The following is a 17,894-nucleotide window of genomic DNA, read 5'->3' on the forward strand; positions in this document are numbered from 1 at the left end:
ACAAGTGCGACCTGTCGTAGCACTGGTCCCTGCCGCCGGTCGTGGCGTGCGCCTGGGTGAACCCACCCCGAAGGCGTTCGTCGCGGTCGGCGGCACACCTATGGTCCGGTTGGCCGTCGACGGTCTGATCGCGTCCGGTGCGGTGCACCGGGTTGTCGTGGTCGTGCCCGCCGAGCTGGTCGAGGCCGCATCCGCGCTGCTGTCCACCACCACCTCGCTGACCGGCGGTTCGATGCCCCCTGTGCCGGTGCAGGTGGTGGTGGGCGGCGCCGAGCGCACCGATTCGGTGCGCGCGGGCATCGCCGCCGCGCCCGACGCCGCGTGCTATCTCGTGCACGACGCCGCACGAGCGCTCACACCACCGGAACTGATCGCACGGGTGGCCGCCGAGCTCCAGGCGGGCAGTCAGGCCGTGGTACCCGCGTTGCCCGTCGTGGACACCGTGAAGTCGGTCGACGACGCGGGCATTGTCACCGGGACCCCCGATCGCGCCCACCTGCGCGCCATCCAAACCCCCCAGGGCTTCGCCGCCGACCTGCTCCGCCGCGCCTACGCCACCGACGATGGCGCCACCGACGACGCCGGCCTGGTCGAACGCCTCGGTGTCGCCGTGCACACGGTCCCCGGTGACCCACTGGCATTCAAGATCACCACCCCCCTCGACCTACGCCTGGCCGAGGCGCTGCTGGCTGACGGCGGTCGTTCGCCTGCCGTCGGGCGTCCCGGCGTCGAGCAGGCGGTTGCCCGATGAGAGTCGGTATCGGCAGCGACGTGCACCCCATCGAGCCGGGACGGCCCTGCTGGATGGCCGGTCTGCTGTTCCCGGATGCCGACGGCTGCGCGGGCCACTCCGATGGTGACGTCGCCGCCCACGCGCTCTGCGACGCCCTGCTCTCCGCCGCCGGCCTCGGCGACGTGGGCGCTGTCTTCGGCGTCGGCCGCCCCGAATGGGCCGGTGTCACCGGGGCCGCCATGCTCACCGAGGTCCGCAGGCTGCTGGCCGACGAAGGCTTCGAGATCGTGAACGCCGCGGTGCAGGTCATCGGTAATCGCCCGAAGATCGGCCCCCGCCGCGCCGAAGCGCAAAAAGTGCTCGGCGAACTCCTCGACGCCCCCGTGTCGGTGTCGGGCACCACGACGGACGGTCTCGGTCTGACCGGTCGCGGCGAGGGTATCGCCGCCATCGCCACCTGTCTGATCGCGGCGTGTTCGTAGCCCCTACGGGCCACTGAACCTTTCTTTCCGCGCATTGCTTTTCGCCGATTCGATCAGCCGTTCCGTTCACTACGGCGCCACGAACCGGCCGGTCAACCCCACCCCAATCCCACCGACTAGGATCGAATGCCGTGACCTTGCGCCTTTTTGACACCGACACGCGGACCATGCGGGAATTCACCCCGCTGGTCCCCGGCCGTGCCTCGGTGTATCTGTGTGGGGCCACCGTGCAGGGGCAACCCCATATCGGTCATGTGCGCAGTGGCGTCGCCTTCGACGTGCTGCGCCGCTGGTTGCTCGCGCACGACTACGACGTGCAGTTCATCCGCAATGTCACCGATATCGACGACAAGATCCTGAACAAGGCCGCCGAAGCGGGCAGGCCGTGGTGGGAATGGGCCGCGACCCACGAGCGCGCGTTCGACAAGGCCTACGAGACCCTCGGCGTGCTGCCGCCGTCGGCCGAACCGCGCGCCACCGGTCACATCACCCAGATGATCGATCTGATGCAGCGCCTGATCGAGCGCGGCCACGCCTATGCCGCCGACGGCGATGTCTATTTCGATGTGGTGAGTTGGCCGAATTACGGTGAGCTGTCGGGCCACAAACTCGACGACGTGCACCAGGGCGAGACCCCGACCCGCGGCAAGCGCGACCCCCGCGACTTCACGCTGTGGAAGGCCGCCAAGCCCGGCGAGCCGAGCTGGCCGTCGCCGTGGGGTCCCGGTCGCCCCGGCTGGCACCTGGAATGCTCCGCGATGGCCGAGTTCTATCTCGGCGCGGAATTCGATATCCACTGCGGTGGAATGGATTTGATTTTCCCGCACCACGAGAACGAGATCGCCCAGTCCAAAGCCGCGGGTGATGGTTTCGCGCGTTACTGGCTGCACAACGGCTGGGTGACGATGGGCGGGGAGAAAATGTCGAAGTCACTCGGCAACGTGCTCTCGGTGCCGAATGTCCTCACCCGGGTGCGCCCGGTAGAATTGCGTTTCTACTTGGGCAGCGCGCATTACCGCTCGATGCTCGAATACTCCGACAAGGCACTCGACGACGCGGTCGCCTCCTATCAGCGCATCGAAGCCTTCGTGCAGCGGGTGCTGGACCGCGCGGGCGAAGTGCCCGTCGGTAAATGGACCGACGGATTCGCCGCCGCGATCGACGACGATCTGGCAGTCCCGAAGGCGCTGGCCGAAATTCACCACGTGGTGCACGAAGGCAATCGCGCGCTGGAAGCGGGTGCGGTGGAGACCGCGGTCGAACTGGCCGGTCAGGTGCGGGCGATGCTGGGAATTCTCGGCGTCGACCCGCTCGACGAACAGTGGTACACCCCCGCCGACAATTCGGCGGCGATCGACGCGCTCGACGTGCTCGTCCGCACGGAGCTGGATCGCCGCGCGAACGCGCGGGCCGACAAGAACTGGGCAGAAGCCGATGCCGCACGGGATCGGCTCATCGCCGCGGGTATCGAGGTAACCGATACCCCGCAGGGGCCGGAATGGTCGCTGGGCGCATCGAGCGGAAAGGCGAACTGATGGCAGGCAATTCACAGCGACGCGGAGCAGTCAGGAAGAGCGGCACCAAGAAGGGCGCCGTCGCCGGTTCCGGCGGGAAGCATCGCCGCGGTCTCGAGGGGAGGGGCGCGACCCCGCCCGCGTCCGAGCGCACCAAGCACCCCGCCGCCAAGCGGGCCAGAGCGGCGGCCAAAGCCAATGCGGCACAGGGTCGGCCGACCGGAAAGTCCGGCGTCCCGCGCGCGGGACGCAAGTCCGACGAGGGTCCCGAGTTGGTGCTCGGCCGCAACCCCGTGCTCGAGTGTCTGCGCGCCGACGTGCCGGCGACCGCCCTGTACGTGGCGGTCGGCACCGAGAACGACGACCGGCTCTCGGAGAGCGTGCAGCGCGCCGCCGACATGGGCATCTCCATTCTCGAGGTGCCCCGCACCGATCTGGACCGGCTGAGCGCCAACGGAATGCACCAGGGCCTGGCCCTGCAGGTGCCGCCGTACCGCTACGCCCATCCCGACGATCTGATGGACCGGGTGAAGTCCACCGCCGAGCCCGCCCTGCTGGTCGCGCTCGACAACATCACCGACCCGCGCAACCTCGGTGCCGTCATTCGCTCGGTGGCCGCGTTCGGCGGTCAGGGCGTGGTGATCCCGCAGCGTCGCAGTGCCAGCGTCACCGCCGTGGCGTGGCGTACCAGTGCGGGTGCGGCTGCCCGCCTTCCCGTCGCCAGGGCCACCAATCTGACTCGCACACTGAAGGATTGGGCCTCGCAGGGCATCCAGGTCATCGGCCTCGACGCCGACGGCGACACCACCCTCGACAACTTCGACGGCAGTGTCCCTACGGTCGTGGTCGTGGGTTCGGAGGGCAAGGGCCTGTCGCGTCTGGTGCGCGAGAACTGCGACTCGATCCTGAGCATCCCGATGGCGGGCCCGGTCGAGTCGCTCAACGCCTCGGTTGCCGCGGGCGTCGTCCTCGCCGACATCGCCAGGCAGCGCCGTCTGGGCTGAGTCCGCGCGGTTGACGGGCAAAACTGCTCTGTCACCGTACAATTCGTGCTGTGGCGATCCCTAATCAGCCGATCGGCGAAACGGTCGAGCACCCGCAGGCCAACCTGATCCTTGTGCTCGGGCTGCTCAGCCCGTTCTGCTGTGGGATCTTCGGGCCGATCGCGTGGGTGCTCGGCAAGCGGGCACTCAACGACATCGACGCGTCCTACGGTGCGCTCAGCGGCCGGTCTCAGGTGTTGATCGGCTATATCGCGGGCATCTTCGGCACCATCTGCATGCTGCTGTTCGCGATGCTGTACCTGGCCGGGTCCTGCAACGGGAACTTCTAGGCTCAGTCCAGGCTCGGGCGCACGCCGGGCGCGTCCCAGGCGGGCCATTCGCCGCTGACGCTGCCGGTCCAGTTCGGCGGGCGGCGCTCCTTGAACGCCACCATCGCCTCGCCACCGTCGACACTCTTGGCAACCTGCGCGTTGAGCTCGGATTCGAGCTGCCCGACCACCGCGGGCGTCATGCCGAGGCTTTCCCAGATGAGCCGCTTGGTGAGCGCGACCGGCAGGGGAGCGGTCCCGGTGGCGATGTCGTGGGCCACCGCCATCGCGGTCATCAGCACCTCGTCGGCGGGCAGTGCGGCATTGGCCAGTCCGAGTGACTTGGCTTCGTCACCGTCGAAGGTGCGCCCGGTGAGCATGATGTCGGCGGCGTTGGCCAGGCCGGCCAGGCGCGGCACCGTCCAGTGCGCGAACCCGTCGGCGAGCACCCCGCGACGCACCTGGTTCAGCCCGTACACCGCGTCGCGAGCGAAATAGCGCAGGTCGCACTGCAGCGCCAGCGCCAGCCCGATACCGACCGCATGCCCGTTCACCGCGGCGATCACCGGTTTACGGACCTGCCAGGGGGGCGGATCGAGCGTGGCGCTCACGTCGCCTCCGCGTGCGGCCAGGTCGGCGCCGGCGCAGAACGCCGGCGGGGTGCCGGTGATCACGACGGCGCGGATCGCGTCCTCGGTATCGCACCGGCGAAGGGCAGCGCTCAGCTCGGCCGCCATCGTCGGGGTGACGGCGTTCTGCTTGGCTGGCCGGTTGAGCGTCAGTAGCGCGACGCCGCCTTCGACATCGACGAGCAATTCCGAACTCATGGGATGGAATCGTACTAGCGACCGGCCAGCAAGTGTCTGCCGATCGCGTACTTGTGCACTTCCGTCGGCCCATCGTAAAGACGGAACGCGCGCATGTCCCGGAACAACATCTCCACTACCGTCTCGTCGCTGATCCCGATCCCGCCGAGCACTTGCACACAGCGATCGGTGACCTTGAACAGTTCCTCGGACACATACGACTTGGCCATCGACGATTCGTGTCTGGCCTGCTGTCCCTGATCCATCAGCCAGCAGGCGTGCCAAATCGTCAGCCTGCACTGGTGCAGCGCCACCTCGTTGTCGGCGAGCATGAACGACACGCCCTCGTGTTCGCCGATCGGCTTGCCGAACGCGGTGCGCGTACGCGCGTAGTCCAGCGCGATGGACTGGGCGCGGGCCGCCGCGCCGAGCCAGCGCATGCAGTGTGTGAGCCGAGCGGGGGCGAGCCGTAATTGCGCGTACCGCAGGGCTTGTCCGGTGCGACCGAGCACGGCCGTCGGCGGCAGCGTGAGATTGTCGAACCGGACGACCGCGTGCCCGCCGACGTAGTTGCGGTCCATCGTGTTCATGATCCGCTCGATCACGATGCCCGGCGCGTCACCGTCGGCGAGGAACAGGGTCGGCCCGGCGGGCAGGTGGGGGTTCTCGGCGAGCAGGGCCATGATGATCCAGGTCTTGGCGCCGTCGGCGCCGGTGATCAGCCACTTGAGGCCGTTGATCACGAAATTCTCGCCGTCGAACACCGCCTCCGTGCTGAGCTGCCCGGGATCCGACCCGGCCCCGCCGGGCTCGGTCATCGCGAACACCGAGCGCTGTTCACCACGAATCACCGGCATCAGATACTGGTCGACCTGCTCCGGGTCGGCGACCTTGCCGAGCAGGAACATGTTCCCCTCGTCGGGCGCGGCGCAGTTCATGGCGACCGGTCCGAGCGTGGACCACCCCGCCGCCTCGTACACCAGCGCCTGCTCGACGTGGCTGAGTCCGAGCCCGCCGTATTCCACCGGCGCCTGCACGGTCAGCAGCTTCTCGGCGCGGGCGAGTTCGACGAGTTCGGCCCGCAGGTCGTCGTTGGGGCCGTGCGCGGTGAGCCGGGGATCGCGCTCGAACGGCACGATCTGCTCGACGACGAAGGCGCGAACCCGATCTCGCAGTGCGGCCAGATCATCCGGAACGGTGAAGTCGATCATGCTGGCCATTCTGCGCGCCGACCTCCGTGGTTCGCGGCCGTTCGGGCATCGGAGCGGGATCCGGCGCGGGTTCAGCGCGCGTGCGCGAGTTGCCGATTGCGATGTCCGACGACCCGGCACACCAGGTAGATGCCGAACGAGATCGCGGTGACGAAGGTCGACACCGGAACACCGGGGGCGAGCGACAGCAGCAGCCCGCCGACCGCGGCGACCTCGGCGAAGATCACCGACAGCACGGTCGCCCGCATCGGGCTCGAGGTCACCTGCGCGGCCGCGGCGGCCGGGGTGATCAGCAAGGCGAGCACCAGCAGCGCGCCGACGATCTGCACGCCGAACGCGGCGGTGATGCCGAGCAGTACCGCGAACACCACCGACAGCGCCCGCACCGGCACCCCGCGCGCGATCGCGACCTCGGGATCGGAGCTGGCGAACAACAGCGGCCGATACACCACGGCCAGCACGGCGAGCACGCCCGCGGTGCAGGTGACCAGCAGTGCGAGCCCGTCGTAGCCGACCCCGGCGACCTGCCCGGTGAGCAGGGAGAACTTCGACCCGGCCCGCTCCGGCGCGAGCCACAGGAACAGCACCGACAACCCGAGCCCGAACGACAGCACCACCGCGATCACCGAATCACGTTCGCGCGCACGAGAACCCAGCCACCCGAACAGCACGGCCGCGACCACCGAACCGGCGATCGCCCCGAATCCGACCCCGACCCCGACGAGCAGCGCCGCCGACGCGCCGGTGAGCGAGAGCTCGCTGGTGCCGTGCACGGCGAACGACATCTGCCGGGCGACGATCAGCGGTCCGATCAAGCCGGCCAGCAACCCGAGCAGGGCACTCGCCAACAGCGCCTGCTGCACGAAGTCGTAACCCAGCAGGTTCGCGGTGGTGGTGAAGTCGAACATCTGCTGGAACACCTTGGTGAGCTTTTCCATCAGGCGGTACCGCCGAGGGCGTCCATATCGTCGCCGGTTCCGACGACCACCAGGCGGCCGCGTACTCGCAGGACCTCGACCTCGGTGCGGTAGAGCTCCGACAGCGTCTGCGAGGTCATCACCTCATCGGGCGTACCGATCCGGAAGCCACCGTCCACCAGGTACAGCACCCGGTCCACCAGCGGCAGGATCGGGTTGATCTCGTGGGTCACGAACAGCACCGCGGTGTCGTGTTCGCGGCGGCGGCGGTCGACCAGCTCGGCGACCAGGCGCTGGTTCGCCATATCCAGGCTCAGCAGCGGTTCGTCGCACAGCAGTACCGACGGGTCGCCGACCAGGGCCTGCGCGACCCGCAACCGCTGCTGCTCCCCACCGGACATCGTCTCCAGCGACGCGTGCGCGAACGACCCGGCGCCCACCGCGGCGATGGCCCGCTCGACCTTCGCTGCCCGGCTGCGACGCCCGCGCCATCCGAGCCCCCACCGATGCCCGTCCACGCCGAGGCCGACCAGGTCGACGCCGCGCAGTTGCACGCCCGCGTCGATGGTCTTCTGCTGCGGGATGTAGCCGATGCCCGGATTGCCCACCCCGGCTCGCCTGCCTGCGATCTCCGCGCTGCCCGAGCTCAGGTCGAGGGTGCCGAGCAGGGCGCGCAGCAGCGAGGTCTTGCCGGAGCCGTTGGGTCCGAGGACGGCGATGAACTCACCCGGCCGCACGTCGAGGTCGAGGTCGCGCCAGAGGGTGCGGTCGCCGAAGGCCATGGTGGCCCCGCGCAGCCGGATCGCCGCGTCGGCGGTCTCGATGTCCGGTGCGGCGGTGGTGTCCGACAGTGCGGTTGCCTCGGTCATGGGGGTCCTCAGCGCAGGGCCGCGGCGAGCGCCTTGGCGTTGGCGGTCTGCCACTGGATGTAATCCATTCCGGCAGGCAGGGTTTCGGTGACCTCGACCACGACGATGCCCGCGGACTGCGCGGTGGCCCGCAGGTCCTGGGTGATCTTGTCCTCGGTCTGGGTGTTGTAGATCAGCGCCTTGACCTGCTTGGCGGTGATCAGGTCGCGGGTGGCGGCGACGGCGGCCGGGGCCGGGTCGGTCTCCTGCTCGATCGCTTCCTGGAACTCGTGCGGGGTCTTGTCCTGCGCGGTCGCGGCCGTGAGCAGGTAGTGCGCGAGCGGCTCGGACTGGGCGACCGGCGCGTTCGGTGTCTGGGTGGCGATGGTGCCGGTGATGGTGCTGACGCCGATCAGCTGATTCTTGAAGGCGACCGCGCGCTCGGTGTAGGCGTCGGCGTGCGCGGCGTCGACCTGGCCGAGCTCGGCCGCGATCCGATCGGCGACGGCGGCGACGGTGCTCACGTCGTACCAGACGTGCTCGTTGTCGTCGTTCTTGTCCGCGCGCTGCCCGAACGCCTCGACGGTCCGCTTGTCCTTGCCCGAGATGGCCTTCTCGATGAACTCGTCGTAGTGCCCACCGTTGAACACGACGAGATCCGCGTCACTGATCTTGGCGGTGTCGGTGGCCGAGGTCTCGAACGAATGCGGATCGGCGGCGGGGTCGCTGATGATCGAGGTCACCTGGGCATCCGGCCCGGCAACGGCAGAGGCCACCGAACCCCACACATTGGTGGAGGCGACGATCTGGGGGGTATCGGAATCGCTGGAGCTGGTACCGCAGGCGCTGAGGACGACCACGGCCGCCACCCCCGCCGTGAGACCGGCGAACAAGCGGGCGAATCGAGGGTTCACGCGGCACTCCTGGCGAGCAAGCTCTAGATCGTAATGGAAATCGTTACCGTTTTAGATTAGCAGCTATGAATACCCAGTACGAACCGCATCGAAAAGCCGGGCTCGAAATTCGAACCCGGCTTTGTCGAGCGTTGTCAGACCAGGGCGTTGACCGGCTGGCTGAGCAACTGGGCGCACCGGAGCAGGCCCAGGTGGCTGTACGCCTGGGGGTGGTTACCGAGGGAACGCTCGGCGACCGGGTCGTATTCCTCGCTGAGCAGGCCGGTGGGTCCCGCGGCGGCGACCAGCTGGGCGAACAGTGCCTCGGCGTCGGAGCGCCTGCCGATCAGCAGGTACGCCTCCACCAGCCAGGCGGCACACAGGTGGAAGCCACCTTCGCCGCCGGGCAGCCCGTCGTCGTGGTGGTACCGGTACACCGTGGCGCCGCTGCGCAGTTCGGCCTCGGTAGCCACCACCGTCGCGGCGAAGCGCGGGTCGGCGGGATCGATCAGGCCGCTCAGGCCGATGTGCAGGGTGGCCGCGTCCAGGTCGGTGCCGTCGTAGGCGGCGGTGTAGGACTGGACCTCGTCGTTCCAGCCCTTCGCCTTCACCTCGTCGGCGATCGTGTCGCGCAAGCTCACCCAGTCGGGATCGGCGGGGCGGTCGAAGCGATCCGCCAGGGTCAGGGCGCGGTCGATGGTGAGCCAGCCCATCACCTTCGAGTACACGTGGTGGCGGGGGTTGCCGCGGATCTCCCAGATGCCGTGGTCGGGTTCGGTCCAGCGGCGCTGCACCGCCGACACCATCGCGTGCACCAGTTCCCAGTCGGCATCCGGCAGGGCCTTGGCCGGTGCGGTGATGCCCTGGCGCTCGCGTTCGTGTGACATCGAGGTGATCAGGTCGACGATCGGCCCGAACACGTCGAGCTGCACCTGCATATTGGCCGCGTTGCCCACCCGCACCGGCCGCGATCCGGCATAACCGGGCAGCGCGTCGATCACGGCCTCGGGCGGCAGGGTCTCGCCGTAGATCGTGTACAGCGGGTGCAGGCGCTCCGGTCCCGGCAGGGTGTCGAGCACCTTGTGTACCCAGCCGAGGAACTCCTCGGCCTCGGTCAGCGAGCCCAGGGTCACCAGTGCCTGCGCGGTCAGCGACGCGTCACGCAGCCAGCAGTAGCGGTAGTCCCAGTTGCGTACGCCGCCGATGTCCTCGGGCAGCGAGGTGGTGGCCGCGGCCAGGATCGAGCCCGACGGGCGATGGACCAGCCCGCGCAGGGTGAGCGCCGAACGCTTCATCAGATCCGGCTTGAGCGGCGGCAGCAGCAATTCCGAGGCCCACTGCGACCAGTACTGCTCGGCGAGCTGGCGGCGCTGCGGCTCCGGTGTCATCGAGGGCGCGAGATCCGCGGTTCCGCACCGCAATTCGAGCACGACCGGCCCGAGCGACGGGTCGACCACCGCGCGTGCCTGCTCGTTGGTGCCGTCGGACAGGATTTCCCACTCCACGCCGGGGGAGCGAAGCACCATCGGATCATTGGTGCCGCTGACCTGGATTCCGCTGCGTACGACCTGCATTCGCACCGGCACCTGGCCGAACTCCGGTTGCGGCGCGAAGGTGACCACGGCCTTCGCGGCGCCGGTGATCACCCTGGTCAGATCGGTGCGATCGGGAGCCACGTCGTGCGGCAGGTAGTCGGCCACTTGCAAACTGGCCCACCGGGTTTCGACCGTCATCGTGCCGTCCACATACCGCTGCGACAGCGGCAGGCTCGGCCGCTCCGGCGCCACCGTGAAGTGTCCGGCCGCCGCGCCGCCGAGCAGATGCGCGAACACCGCCGCCGAATCCGGTTCGGGGTGACAGAGCCAGGTGACCGTCGCGTCGGGGGTGAGCAGCGCGACCGAGCGCGGGCTGGCCAGCATGCTCAGCCGCTCGATCCGGGGGGCGCTCGCCCCGGCCAGCCAGGTGCGCCGCTCCTCGACGAGGAACGCCAGCGCGCGCGCCACCTCCTCGGTGGAGTTCACATGCAGCTTGGCGATGCTCTCGCCCTCGCCGACCTTGATGCCGACATCCGGTCCAGAGAGCACCCGGAACGCCTTCTCGTCGGTCACGTCGTCGCCGAAGAACACTGCGGCGGAAGCGCTTTCCTGATGGCGGATGGTGTCGAGCGCGGTGCCCTTGTCGGTGGGGATCACCGCGAGCTCGATCACCGCCTTGCCTTCGGTCACCTGCACGCCCACCCAGCAGGCCGGGCCTTGGCGAACGGAAGTCAGTGCGCGCCTGCCGATTTCGGGGCTGGCGTTGCGCACGTGCAGCGCGGCGCTGGCCGGCTTCATCTCGACGGTCACACCCGGGTTCTCGGCGGAGATCTTCGAGAACGCGGAATTGATCTCTGTCAGTAGCTGTTTGGCGTCGTTGTCGATCGCGTGCACGAAGCCGACGTCGAACTCCGAGCCGTGACTACCGATCAGCTGCACCTCGACCGGCAGGCGCGACAGCGCCGCCAGGTCTCGGAGCGCTCTACCGGAAATCACTGCCGCAGTAGTGTTCGACAACCCCGCCAGCGCGCGTAGCGCGCTCACCGATTCCCGCTGGGGAAACGCTTTCGACGGGTCGGACACGATCGGGGCGATGGTCCCGTCGTAGTCCGAGGCAACCAAGAGCCGTGGCACGCGCGCAACCGACGCCAGTGCACGGCGGACATCCAAGGGCAGTTCCTGTGCGCTCACGCATCCAACCTAGTGATGGGAGGAGTTGATCAGGGGGCGCGAAAAACAATACTGCGTCAATTTTGCCGCGCGAGCGGCGCGGCGGGTTGTGCGCACGACCCCCGGTCGTTTGCTCGCGACCTTACGGCAAATTTCGTACCGGCGGCCCACCACCGTCTGCCGGATTCGTCGAGCTCACCGGGCACATGAGGGCGCGGCGAGGCACGCGCTCCCGGTAGATGCGCTGTTTCGCATATGCGGCGTCGGCTATGCATCTTCCTACTGGAAGGCGCACAGCCGACGGGTGTCAACAGCGATGGGCGATTTGTGATGTTGCGGTAGTGAGCTTTGCCGGGTTGCTGGGTTATCCGCGATCGCCCAGCAACAGGTCGACCGTGAGCTCGAGCCGTTCCGTGACATCGGTCGCGGACGCGCGCCGGGTGAGCCAGGCCACCAGGTTCGACAGCCACACATCGGAGATGACGCGGGCGATGGCGAGCTGACGGTCGTCGGGTTCGCCGTCGCTCATCGCGCGGGCGAAGACCCGGTCCATCACCTTGCCCACCCGATCCACTTCCGCGGCGGCCGAGGCGTCGGCGAACATGAACGCGCGCGTCATCGCCTCGGTGAGTAGCGGGTCGCGCTGCATCATCCGGGTGATCTGGGTGAGCAGGGTGTGCATGCGCTCGGACGGGCCGTCGCCGTCGGGTAGTGGTTTGCGCTTGCCTTCGAACATCTCGAATTCCCTGGCCAGCGCCGAAACGAGCAGGTGAACCTTGGACGGGAAGTAGCGGTACAGCGTGCCGACGGCCACGTCGGCGCGCTCGGCGACCGCGCGCATCTGCACGGCGTCGTAGCCGCCCTTGGAGGCGAGCGCGAGGGTCGCGTCGAGGATGCGCTTGCGCCGGTCGCGCTGTGCGCTGGAGCTGAGCTCGTCCTCGGACAGCGTCGTCACGGTGGGCGTTGGTGCGGGACTGTCCATCGTGGAAACCCTTTCGCTTCAGTGGCAATTCATCGGCCGAGCCGTGCCCGGAGCTTAGTGCGAGTGTAGGTCTCTTGACTTATACCCGGCTTAGATATTAGAACATGTTCTAGAAGTGTGAACCACGCCGGAAGGGCGGATCTTCTTGTGACCATCGCCACCACTGACGAGCACAAAGCCGTCGCGGCGTCGCTGCGGGGCTGGGCGAGCACGGTCGCGCCGATTGAAACAATGCGGACCGGCGGCTCGGCCGCCTGGCGCGGGTACTGGACCGGGCTGAGCGAGTTCGGGCTGTTCGAGGTCGCGCTGCCCGAGGACAATGGCGGTCTCGGCGGCACGGTCGCCGACCTGGCGGTCATGCTCGAGCAGACCGGCGACGACCTGGTCGGCGGTCCGGTGCTGGCCACCGCGCTGGCCGGGCTGATCACCGAGGGAGCGTTCGCCGACGGCACACCGTGCGCGGTCGCGGTGCCCGGCGACGAGCAGTCCGCGAAGGCGGTCGCCACCGATACCGGCTGGAGTGTCTCCGGCACTTGGGATTTCGTCTACGGCGCCGATGAGCTGACCCGAGTTCTCGTGCCCGCCAACACCATCGACGGCACCCGTTGGCTGCTGTTGCCCGCTGAAGCGGTGACGGTGACGTCGCTGGCACACGGCGACCACACCGTGCCGCTGGCGCGGGTCAGCGCCGCCGAGGTGGCCGTACCGGCCGATCACGGCTTCGCGCCGACGGCCGATGTCACCGATCTCTTCGTAGCGCTCGCGGTAGCGGAACTGGCGGGCATCGCCGGTTGGACCCTGCGTACCGCGGTCGAATACGCCCGTGTGCGTGAACAATTCGGCAAGCCGATCGGCAGCTTCCAGGCGATCAAGCACCTGTGCGCCTGGATGCTGTGCCGCACCGAGCTGATCCGCGCGGTCGCCGCCGACGCCGCCGCCGCGATCGACGAGGGCGGCGACGAGCTTCCGATCGCCGCGGCCGTGGCCGCCTCGGTGGCTCTCGATGCCGCCGTCGACAACGCCAAGGACGCCATCCAGGTGCTCGGCGGTATCGGCTTCACCTGGGAACACGACGCGCACTTCTACCTGCGCCGGGCGAGCTCGCTGCGCCAGCTCCTCGGTGGTTCGGCGCGCTGGCGCGCCCGGGTCGCCGAGCTCACCAGGGCCGGTCGGCGCCGCACCACCGGCGCCGAGCGGGTGCTCGGTGACGCCGCCGTCGACACCGCGCTGGCGGACGAGGTCGCCGCGATCGCCGCGCTCGAGCCCGCCGACCAGACGCGCGCGCTGGTGGAAGCGGGCATGGTGATGCCGCATTGGCCGCGGCCCTACGGCCGTGCCGCCGACCCGATGACCTGCCTGCAGATCGCCGAACAGCTCCGTCGCGCCGAGCTGACGACCCCCGACCTCGCCGTCGCGGGTTGGGCCGTGCCGACGCTGTTGCGCTTCGGCACCGAGGAGCAGATCGAACGCTACGTCTGGCCGACCCTGCACGGCGAGGTCATCTGGTGCCAGCTGTTCAGCGAGCCGGGCGCGGGTTCCGATCTGGCCGCCCTGCGCACCACCGCCGAGAAGGTCGACGGCGGCTGGGTGCTGCGCGGCCAGAAGGTGTGGACCTCGCTCGGCTCCACCGCGAACTGGGGCATCTGCCTGGCCCGCACCGATCCGGCCGCGGCCAAGCATCGCGGCATCAGCTACTTCCTCGTCGATATGCGCGCCGCGGGCGTGCAGGTGCGGCCGCTGGTGCAGATCACCGGCGAGGAGAAGTTCAGCGAGGTCTTCCTCGACGACGTGTTCGTGCCCGACGACTGCCTGGTCGGCGCGCTGAACAACGGCTGGAAGATCGCGCGCACCACGCTGTCGGCCGAACGGGTCGCCATGGGCGGCGGCGGTATCGGTGGCGCGCTCGAAGCCCTGCTCGACCGTTTCCCGGTCGGTGGATGGGGAACGGAACTGCGTGAGGACCGCTTCGGCGCGTTGATCACGTCTTCGGTTGCTGGATCATTGCTGGAACAGCGGATCGCGGTAGCGACAATGGCGGGCGTCGACGCGGGCGCCCAGGCCGGTGTTCGCAAACTGGTCGGTGTCCGGCATCGGCAGGAGCTGGCGGAATACGCGCTGGAACTTGTCGGCCAAGAAGGTTCCCTGGACAGTGATGCTCTGAAAGAATTCCTGCTTACGCGGTGTCTCTCGATTGCGGGCGGTACCGAGCAGATCCTGTTGACCGTGGCCGCCGAACGGATTCTCGGCCTGCCGCGCGATGCGGACAGTTAGCTCGATGAGGGAGGACGCCGTGGATTTCACCCGCGACGAAAGCGCCGACGCCGTAGCCGAGGTAGTGGTAAGCCTGCTCGAACGTGAGCCGGCCAGGGATATGGCCCTGTGGCCGAGCCTGGTCGACTCCGGTCTGCTGGCCGTGCCGGTGCCGGAACGGTTCGGCGGCGACGGTATGGGACTGCTCGAGGTATCGGCCCTGCTCATGGAGCTGGCCACCGACGCCGCGGCGGTCCCGGCGCTGCCGACCTTCGGGTTCGGTGTGCTGCCGCTGCTCGGTGTGCTGTCGGACGAACTGGCCGAACGGGTGCTCGCCGAGGTCGGCAAGGGCACCGTGCTCACCGCCGCGCTCAACGAACCGGGCGCGCCGTTCACCACCGCGCCCACCACCAAGGCCGTGCGCGCGGGCGACACGGTGCGGATCACCGGGCGCAAGTCCGGCGTGATCTACGCCGAGCAGGCACGGTGGATTCTGGTGCCCACCGATGCCGGGGTGGCACTGGTCGATTCGGTCGCGCCTGGGCTCGAGATCATCCCGGTGGCGGGGTCGGCGGGTATCCCGGAGGCGACGCTGGTCCTCGACGACGTCGAGATCCCGGCCGACCAACTGCTGGCCGATGACGCGCTGCCCGTCCTGCACCGCCACGCACTGGCCTGTATCGGCGCGGTCGCCGACGGCCTGCTGAAGGGCGCGATCACGCTCACCGCCGAGCACGTGCGCACCAGGGAGCAGTTCGGCAGGCCGCTGGCCGAGTTCCAGGCCGTGGCGCAGCAGATCGCGGACCTGTACGTGGTCTCGCGCACGCTGCACGTGGCCGCGGAGTCGGCGTGCTGGGCACTGGCGCAGCCGGACCTCTCGCCCCAGCACCAGTACCGCATCGACGAGGACCTCGACGTGCTCGCCTACTGGGCCGCGGCCGAAGTTCCGCGCGCCATGCAGAAATGTCACCACCTGCACGGTGGACTGGGTGTGGATATCACCCACCCGATGCACCGCTACTACTCGCAGGCCAAAGACCTCGCCCGGCTCCTCGGCGGTGCGGGTCTGCGGCTCGACCTTCTGGGAGCAAGATGTTCATCGATCTGACCGCCGAACAGCGGCGGTTGCGCGAAGAATTGCGTTCCTATTTCGCCGATCTCATCAGCCCGGCCGAGGCCGCGGCGATGGCGGTGGACCGGCACGGCGACACCTACCGCGAGGTGGTGCGCCGGATGGGCCGCGACGGCTGGCTCGGAGTCGGCTGGCCCAAGGAGTTCGGCGGCCAGGGTTTCGGCCCGATGGAACAGCAGATCTTCTTCAACGAGGCTGTCCGCGCGGATGTCCCGCTGCCACTGGTCACCCTGCTGACCGTGGGGCCGACCTTGCAGAAGTACGGCACCGACGCGCAGAAGAAGAAGTTCCTGCCCGGAATCCTGTCCGGCGACATACATTTCGCCATCGGCTACTCCGAGCCGTCGGCGGGCACCGACCTCGCCGCGCTGCGCACCACCGCGGTCCGCGACAGCGACGGTGACTGGATCGTCAACGGGCAGAAGATCTTCACCACCGGCGCCCACGAGGCCGACTACGTCTGGACGGCGTGCCGCACCGGCACGGTCGAGTCCCGCCACCGCGGCATCACGATCCTCATCGTCGATACCAAGGACCCCGGCTACTCCTGGACTCCGATCATCACCTGCGACGGCGCCCACCACACCAACGCCACGTACTTCGACGACGTGCGGGTGCCCGCAGACATGTTGGTCGGCGAGGAGAACCGCGGCTGGCGGCTGATCACCACCCAGCTCAACCACGAGCGCGTCAGCCTCGGCCCGTCCGGCAAGATCGAACAGCTCTACGACCGCCTGCACGACTGGTCGGCGGAGCACGGTCTGCTCGGCGAGCCCGAAGTGCGTCGCGCACTCGGCCGGGTGCGCACCATGGTGCGGCTCAACGAGTTGCTGAACTGGCAGGTCGCCGCCGCCGACACCTCCGCCGCACAGAACGCGGTGATCGCCGACGCCTCGGCGACCAAGATCTTCTCCACCGAATCGCTGCAGGAAGCGGGTCGCGTGGTCGAGGAGATCATCGGCCGCTACGGCGACCCCGCCGAGCCCGGCACCGCCGAACTGCTCGGCTGGCTGGACCGGCGTACCAAGCAGAACCTCGTCGTCACCTTCGGTGGCGGCGTCAACGAGATCATGCGCGAACTGGTCGCCACCGCGGGCCTCGATCTGCCGCGCGTCCCCCGATGAACAAGGAGCGGCGCGTGCCGGACAGCATCACCCCCGAGGACATTCCCGAAGCACTGGCGAAATTGTCGGCGGCGGGTGACTCCGCGCCGCGTGCCGGTCGTGACCCGGTGAACCAGCCGATGATCCACAACTGGGTCGAGGCGCTGGGTGACACCAACCCGATCTACGTCGACGCCGAGGCAGCGAGGGCGGCAGGTCATCCCGGCATCGTCGCCCCGCCCGCCATGGCGCAGGTGTGGACGATGAACGGCCTGCGCGGGGTGCGCACCGCCGACGATCCACTCGGCCTGGCGACACAGCTGCTCGACGACGCGGGTTACACCTCCGTTGTCGGCACCAACTGCGAGCAGACCTACCACCGCTACCTGACGCCGGGGGAGGAGGTGACGGTCAGCAGCAGGCTTTCGGAGTTCAAGGGCCCCAAGCGAACCGGGCTCGGCGACGGCTGGTTCCTGACCTTCACCACCACCTGGTCGGTGGGCGACGAGGTCGTCACCGAAATGCTGTTCCGCATCCTGAAATTCGCGCCGGCTACCGCCGCTGCGGCAGCGGAGCAGACGTCGGCATCGCCCAGCAGCGCGCCCGCTGGTCGCGTCAGCCCGGTCATCTCGCGCGATACCGAGTTCTTCTGGGCGGGAACCGAAATCGGTGAGCTGCGCCTTCAGCGTCTGCCCGACGGCACGCTGCGCCACCCACCCGTTCCCGCGCTGTGGCAGGACAAGGCGGAGACCACCGACTACGTGGTCGCCGCGGGCACCGGCACGGTGTTCAGCTTCGTCGTGCACCACGCGCCCAAGGTGCCCGGTCGCGATCTGCCCTTCGTGGTCGCCCTGGTCGAACTCGACGAGGGTGTGCGCATGCTCGGTGAACTGCGTGGCATCGACCCCGCCGAGGTCGCCATCGACCAGCCTGTCCGCGTCGCGTTCGAAAAGCTCCCCGACGGCACCGTGCTGCCGTACTGGCAGGCCGTGTGATGACCACAAAG

Annotated in this window: 16 protein-coding genes; 9 read left to right on the top strand and 7 right to left on the bottom strand. The window is 68.8% G+C overall.

From position 1 onward, the window contains the following. The first annotated feature begins 4 nt into the window (after positions 1-4). From ispD to ACFVVI_RS19800, 5 genes are all read left to right on the top strand, one after another. Entirely contained in the window at positions 5-751 is a 747-nt protein-coding gene (gene ispD, locus ACFVVI_RS19780; RefSeq protein WP_387446216.1) for a 2-C-methyl-D-erythritol 4-phosphate cytidylyltransferase, read from the top strand. Next, positions 748-1,215, top strand: coding sequence for a 2-C-methyl-D-erythritol 2,4-cyclodiphosphate synthase (gene ispF, locus ACFVVI_RS19785; RefSeq protein WP_378990717.1), 468 nt, complete (start codon positions 748-750; stop codon positions 1,213-1,215). The genes ispD and ispF overlap by 4 nt, the downstream gene beginning before the upstream one ends. Positions 1,216-1,346: 131 nt before the next feature. Then, on the top strand, positions 1,347-2,750 hold the full coding sequence (gene cysS, locus ACFVVI_RS19790) for a cysteine--tRNA ligase (RefSeq protein WP_378990716.1): 1,404 nt from the start codon (positions 1,347-1,349) through the stop codon (positions 2,748-2,750). Then, the gene (gene rlmB / locus ACFVVI_RS19795; RefSeq protein WP_387446218.1) at positions 2,750-3,733 is read left to right on the top strand and encodes a 23S rRNA (guanosine(2251)-2'-O)-methyltransferase RlmB; all 984 of its coding nucleotides are present in this window, start codon (positions 2,750-2,752) and stop codon (positions 3,731-3,733) included. The genes cysS and rlmB overlap by 1 nt, the downstream gene beginning before the upstream one ends. A 50-nt stretch (positions 3,734-3,783) precedes the next feature. Continuing rightward, positions 3,784-4,062, top strand: coding sequence for a DUF4190 domain-containing protein (locus tag ACFVVI_RS19800; protein WP_378990714.1), 279 nt, complete (start codon positions 3,784-3,786; stop codon positions 4,060-4,062). A 2-nt stretch (positions 4,063-4,064) separates the two neighbouring features. Here ACFVVI_RS19800 and ACFVVI_RS19805 read toward each other — a convergent pair whose 3' ends face one another. The 7 genes from ACFVVI_RS19805 to kstR form a co-directional block, all read right to left on the bottom strand. Next, positions 4,065-4,868, bottom strand: a complete 804-nt coding sequence (locus tag ACFVVI_RS19805) for an enoyl-CoA hydratase/isomerase family protein (RefSeq protein WP_378631577.1) — start codon at positions 4,866-4,868, stop codon at positions 4,065-4,067. Positions 4,869-4,882: 14 nt separating this feature from the next. Then, complete coding sequence (locus tag ACFVVI_RS19810) at positions 4,883-6,058, bottom strand: acyl-CoA dehydrogenase family protein (protein ID WP_378631579.1); 1,176 nt, start codon at positions 6,056-6,058, stop codon at positions 4,883-4,885. A gap of 71 nt (positions 6,059-6,129) precedes the next feature. Next, on the bottom strand, positions 6,130-6,996 hold the full coding sequence (locus ACFVVI_RS19815) for a metal ABC transporter permease (RefSeq protein WP_378990712.1): 867 nt from the start codon (positions 6,994-6,996) through the stop codon (positions 6,130-6,132). Further along, entirely contained in the window at positions 6,996-7,757 is a 762-nt protein-coding gene (locus ACFVVI_RS19820; RefSeq protein ID WP_378990808.1) for a metal ABC transporter ATP-binding protein, read from the bottom strand. The genes ACFVVI_RS19815 and ACFVVI_RS19820 overlap by 1 nt, the downstream gene beginning before the upstream one ends. Before the next feature lie 95 nt (positions 7,758-7,852). Continuing rightward, positions 7,853-8,737 carry a metal ABC transporter solute-binding protein, Zn/Mn family gene (locus ACFVVI_RS19825; protein ID WP_387446222.1) on the bottom strand — a complete coding sequence of 295 codons (885 nt, stop codon included), beginning with the start codon at positions 8,735-8,737 and terminating at the stop codon, positions 7,853-7,855. Between the two features lie 134 nt (positions 8,738-8,871). Further along, the gene (gene otsB / locus ACFVVI_RS19830) at positions 8,872-11,442 is read right to left on the bottom strand and encodes a trehalose-phosphatase (protein ID WP_378990709.1); all 2,571 of its coding nucleotides are present in this window, start codon (positions 11,440-11,442) and stop codon (positions 8,872-8,874) included. 343 nt (positions 11,443-11,785) lie between these two features. Beyond that, complete coding sequence (gene kstR, locus ACFVVI_RS19835) at positions 11,786-12,403, bottom strand: cholesterol catabolism transcriptional regulator KstR (protein WP_378631587.1); 618 nt, start codon at positions 12,401-12,403, stop codon at positions 11,786-11,788. Between the two features lie 147 nt (positions 12,404-12,550). On the opposite strand from kstR, the gene ACFVVI_RS19840 reads away from it, so the two are divergent. Genes ACFVVI_RS19840 through ACFVVI_RS19855 form a run of 4 tightly spaced genes read left to right on the top strand, consistent with a single transcriptional unit; the run spans position 12,551 to position 17,883 of the window. After that, entirely contained in the window at positions 12,551-14,674 is a 2,124-nt protein-coding gene (locus ACFVVI_RS19840) for an acyl-CoA dehydrogenase family protein (protein WP_387446224.1), read from the top strand. Between the two features lie 4 nt (positions 14,675-14,678). After that, a complete protein-coding gene (locus ACFVVI_RS19845; protein WP_379312350.1) occupies positions 14,679-15,761 on the top strand; it encodes an acyl-CoA dehydrogenase family protein in 1,083 nt (360 codons plus the stop codon). Continuing rightward, positions 15,746-16,909 carry an acyl-CoA dehydrogenase family protein gene (locus tag ACFVVI_RS19850; protein WP_387446226.1) on the top strand — a complete coding sequence of 388 codons (1,164 nt, stop codon included), beginning with the start codon at positions 15,746-15,748 and terminating at the stop codon, positions 16,907-16,909. Before ACFVVI_RS19845 ends, ACFVVI_RS19850 begins: the two co-directional genes overlap by 16 nt. A gap of 14 nt (positions 16,910-16,923) precedes the next feature. Next, complete coding sequence (locus ACFVVI_RS19855) at positions 16,924-17,883, top strand: bifunctional MaoC family dehydratase N-terminal/OB-fold nucleic acid binding domain-containing protein (RefSeq protein ID WP_387446227.1); 960 nt, start codon at positions 16,924-16,926, stop codon at positions 17,881-17,883. The last annotated feature ends 11 nt before the right edge of the window (positions 17,884-17,894 follow it).

The organism is Nocardia sp. NPDC058114 (genome assembly GCF_042884695.1).
Classification (GTDB): domain Bacteria; phylum Actinomycetota; class Actinomycetes; order Mycobacteriales; family Mycobacteriaceae; genus Nocardia.

Coding starts and splice junctions, on each gene's coding strand:
- ispF (WP_378990717.1), top strand. CDS start 748: ATGAGAGTCGGTATCGGCAGCGACGTGCACCCCATCGAGCCGGGACGG.
- rlmB (WP_387446218.1), top strand. CDS start 2,750: ATGGCAGGCAATTCACAGCGACGCGGAGCAGTCAGGAAGAGCGGCACC.
- ACFVVI_RS19805 (WP_378631577.1), bottom strand. CDS start 4,868: ATGAGTTCGGAATTGCTCGTCGATGTCGAAGGCGGCGTCGCGCTACTG.
- ACFVVI_RS19810 (WP_378631579.1), bottom strand. CDS start 6,058: ATGATCGACTTCACCGTTCCGGATGATCTGGCCGCACTGCGAGATCGG.
- ACFVVI_RS19815 (WP_378990712.1), bottom strand. CDS start 6,996: ATGGAAAAGCTCACCAAGGTGTTCCAGCAGATGTTCGACTTCACCACC.
- ACFVVI_RS19820 (WP_378990808.1), bottom strand. CDS start 7,757: ATGGCCTTCGGCGACCGCACCCTCTGGCGCGACCTCGACCTCGACGTG.
- kstR (WP_378631587.1), bottom strand. CDS start 12,403: ATGGACAGTCCCGCACCAACGCCCACCGTGACGACGCTGTCCGAGGAC.
- ACFVVI_RS19845 (WP_379312350.1), top strand. CDS start 14,679: ATGAGGGAGGACGCCGTGGATTTCACCCGCGACGAAAGCGCCGACGCC.
- ACFVVI_RS19850 (WP_387446226.1), top strand. CDS start 15,746: ATGTTCATCGATCTGACCGCCGAACAGCGGCGGTTGCGCGAAGAATTG.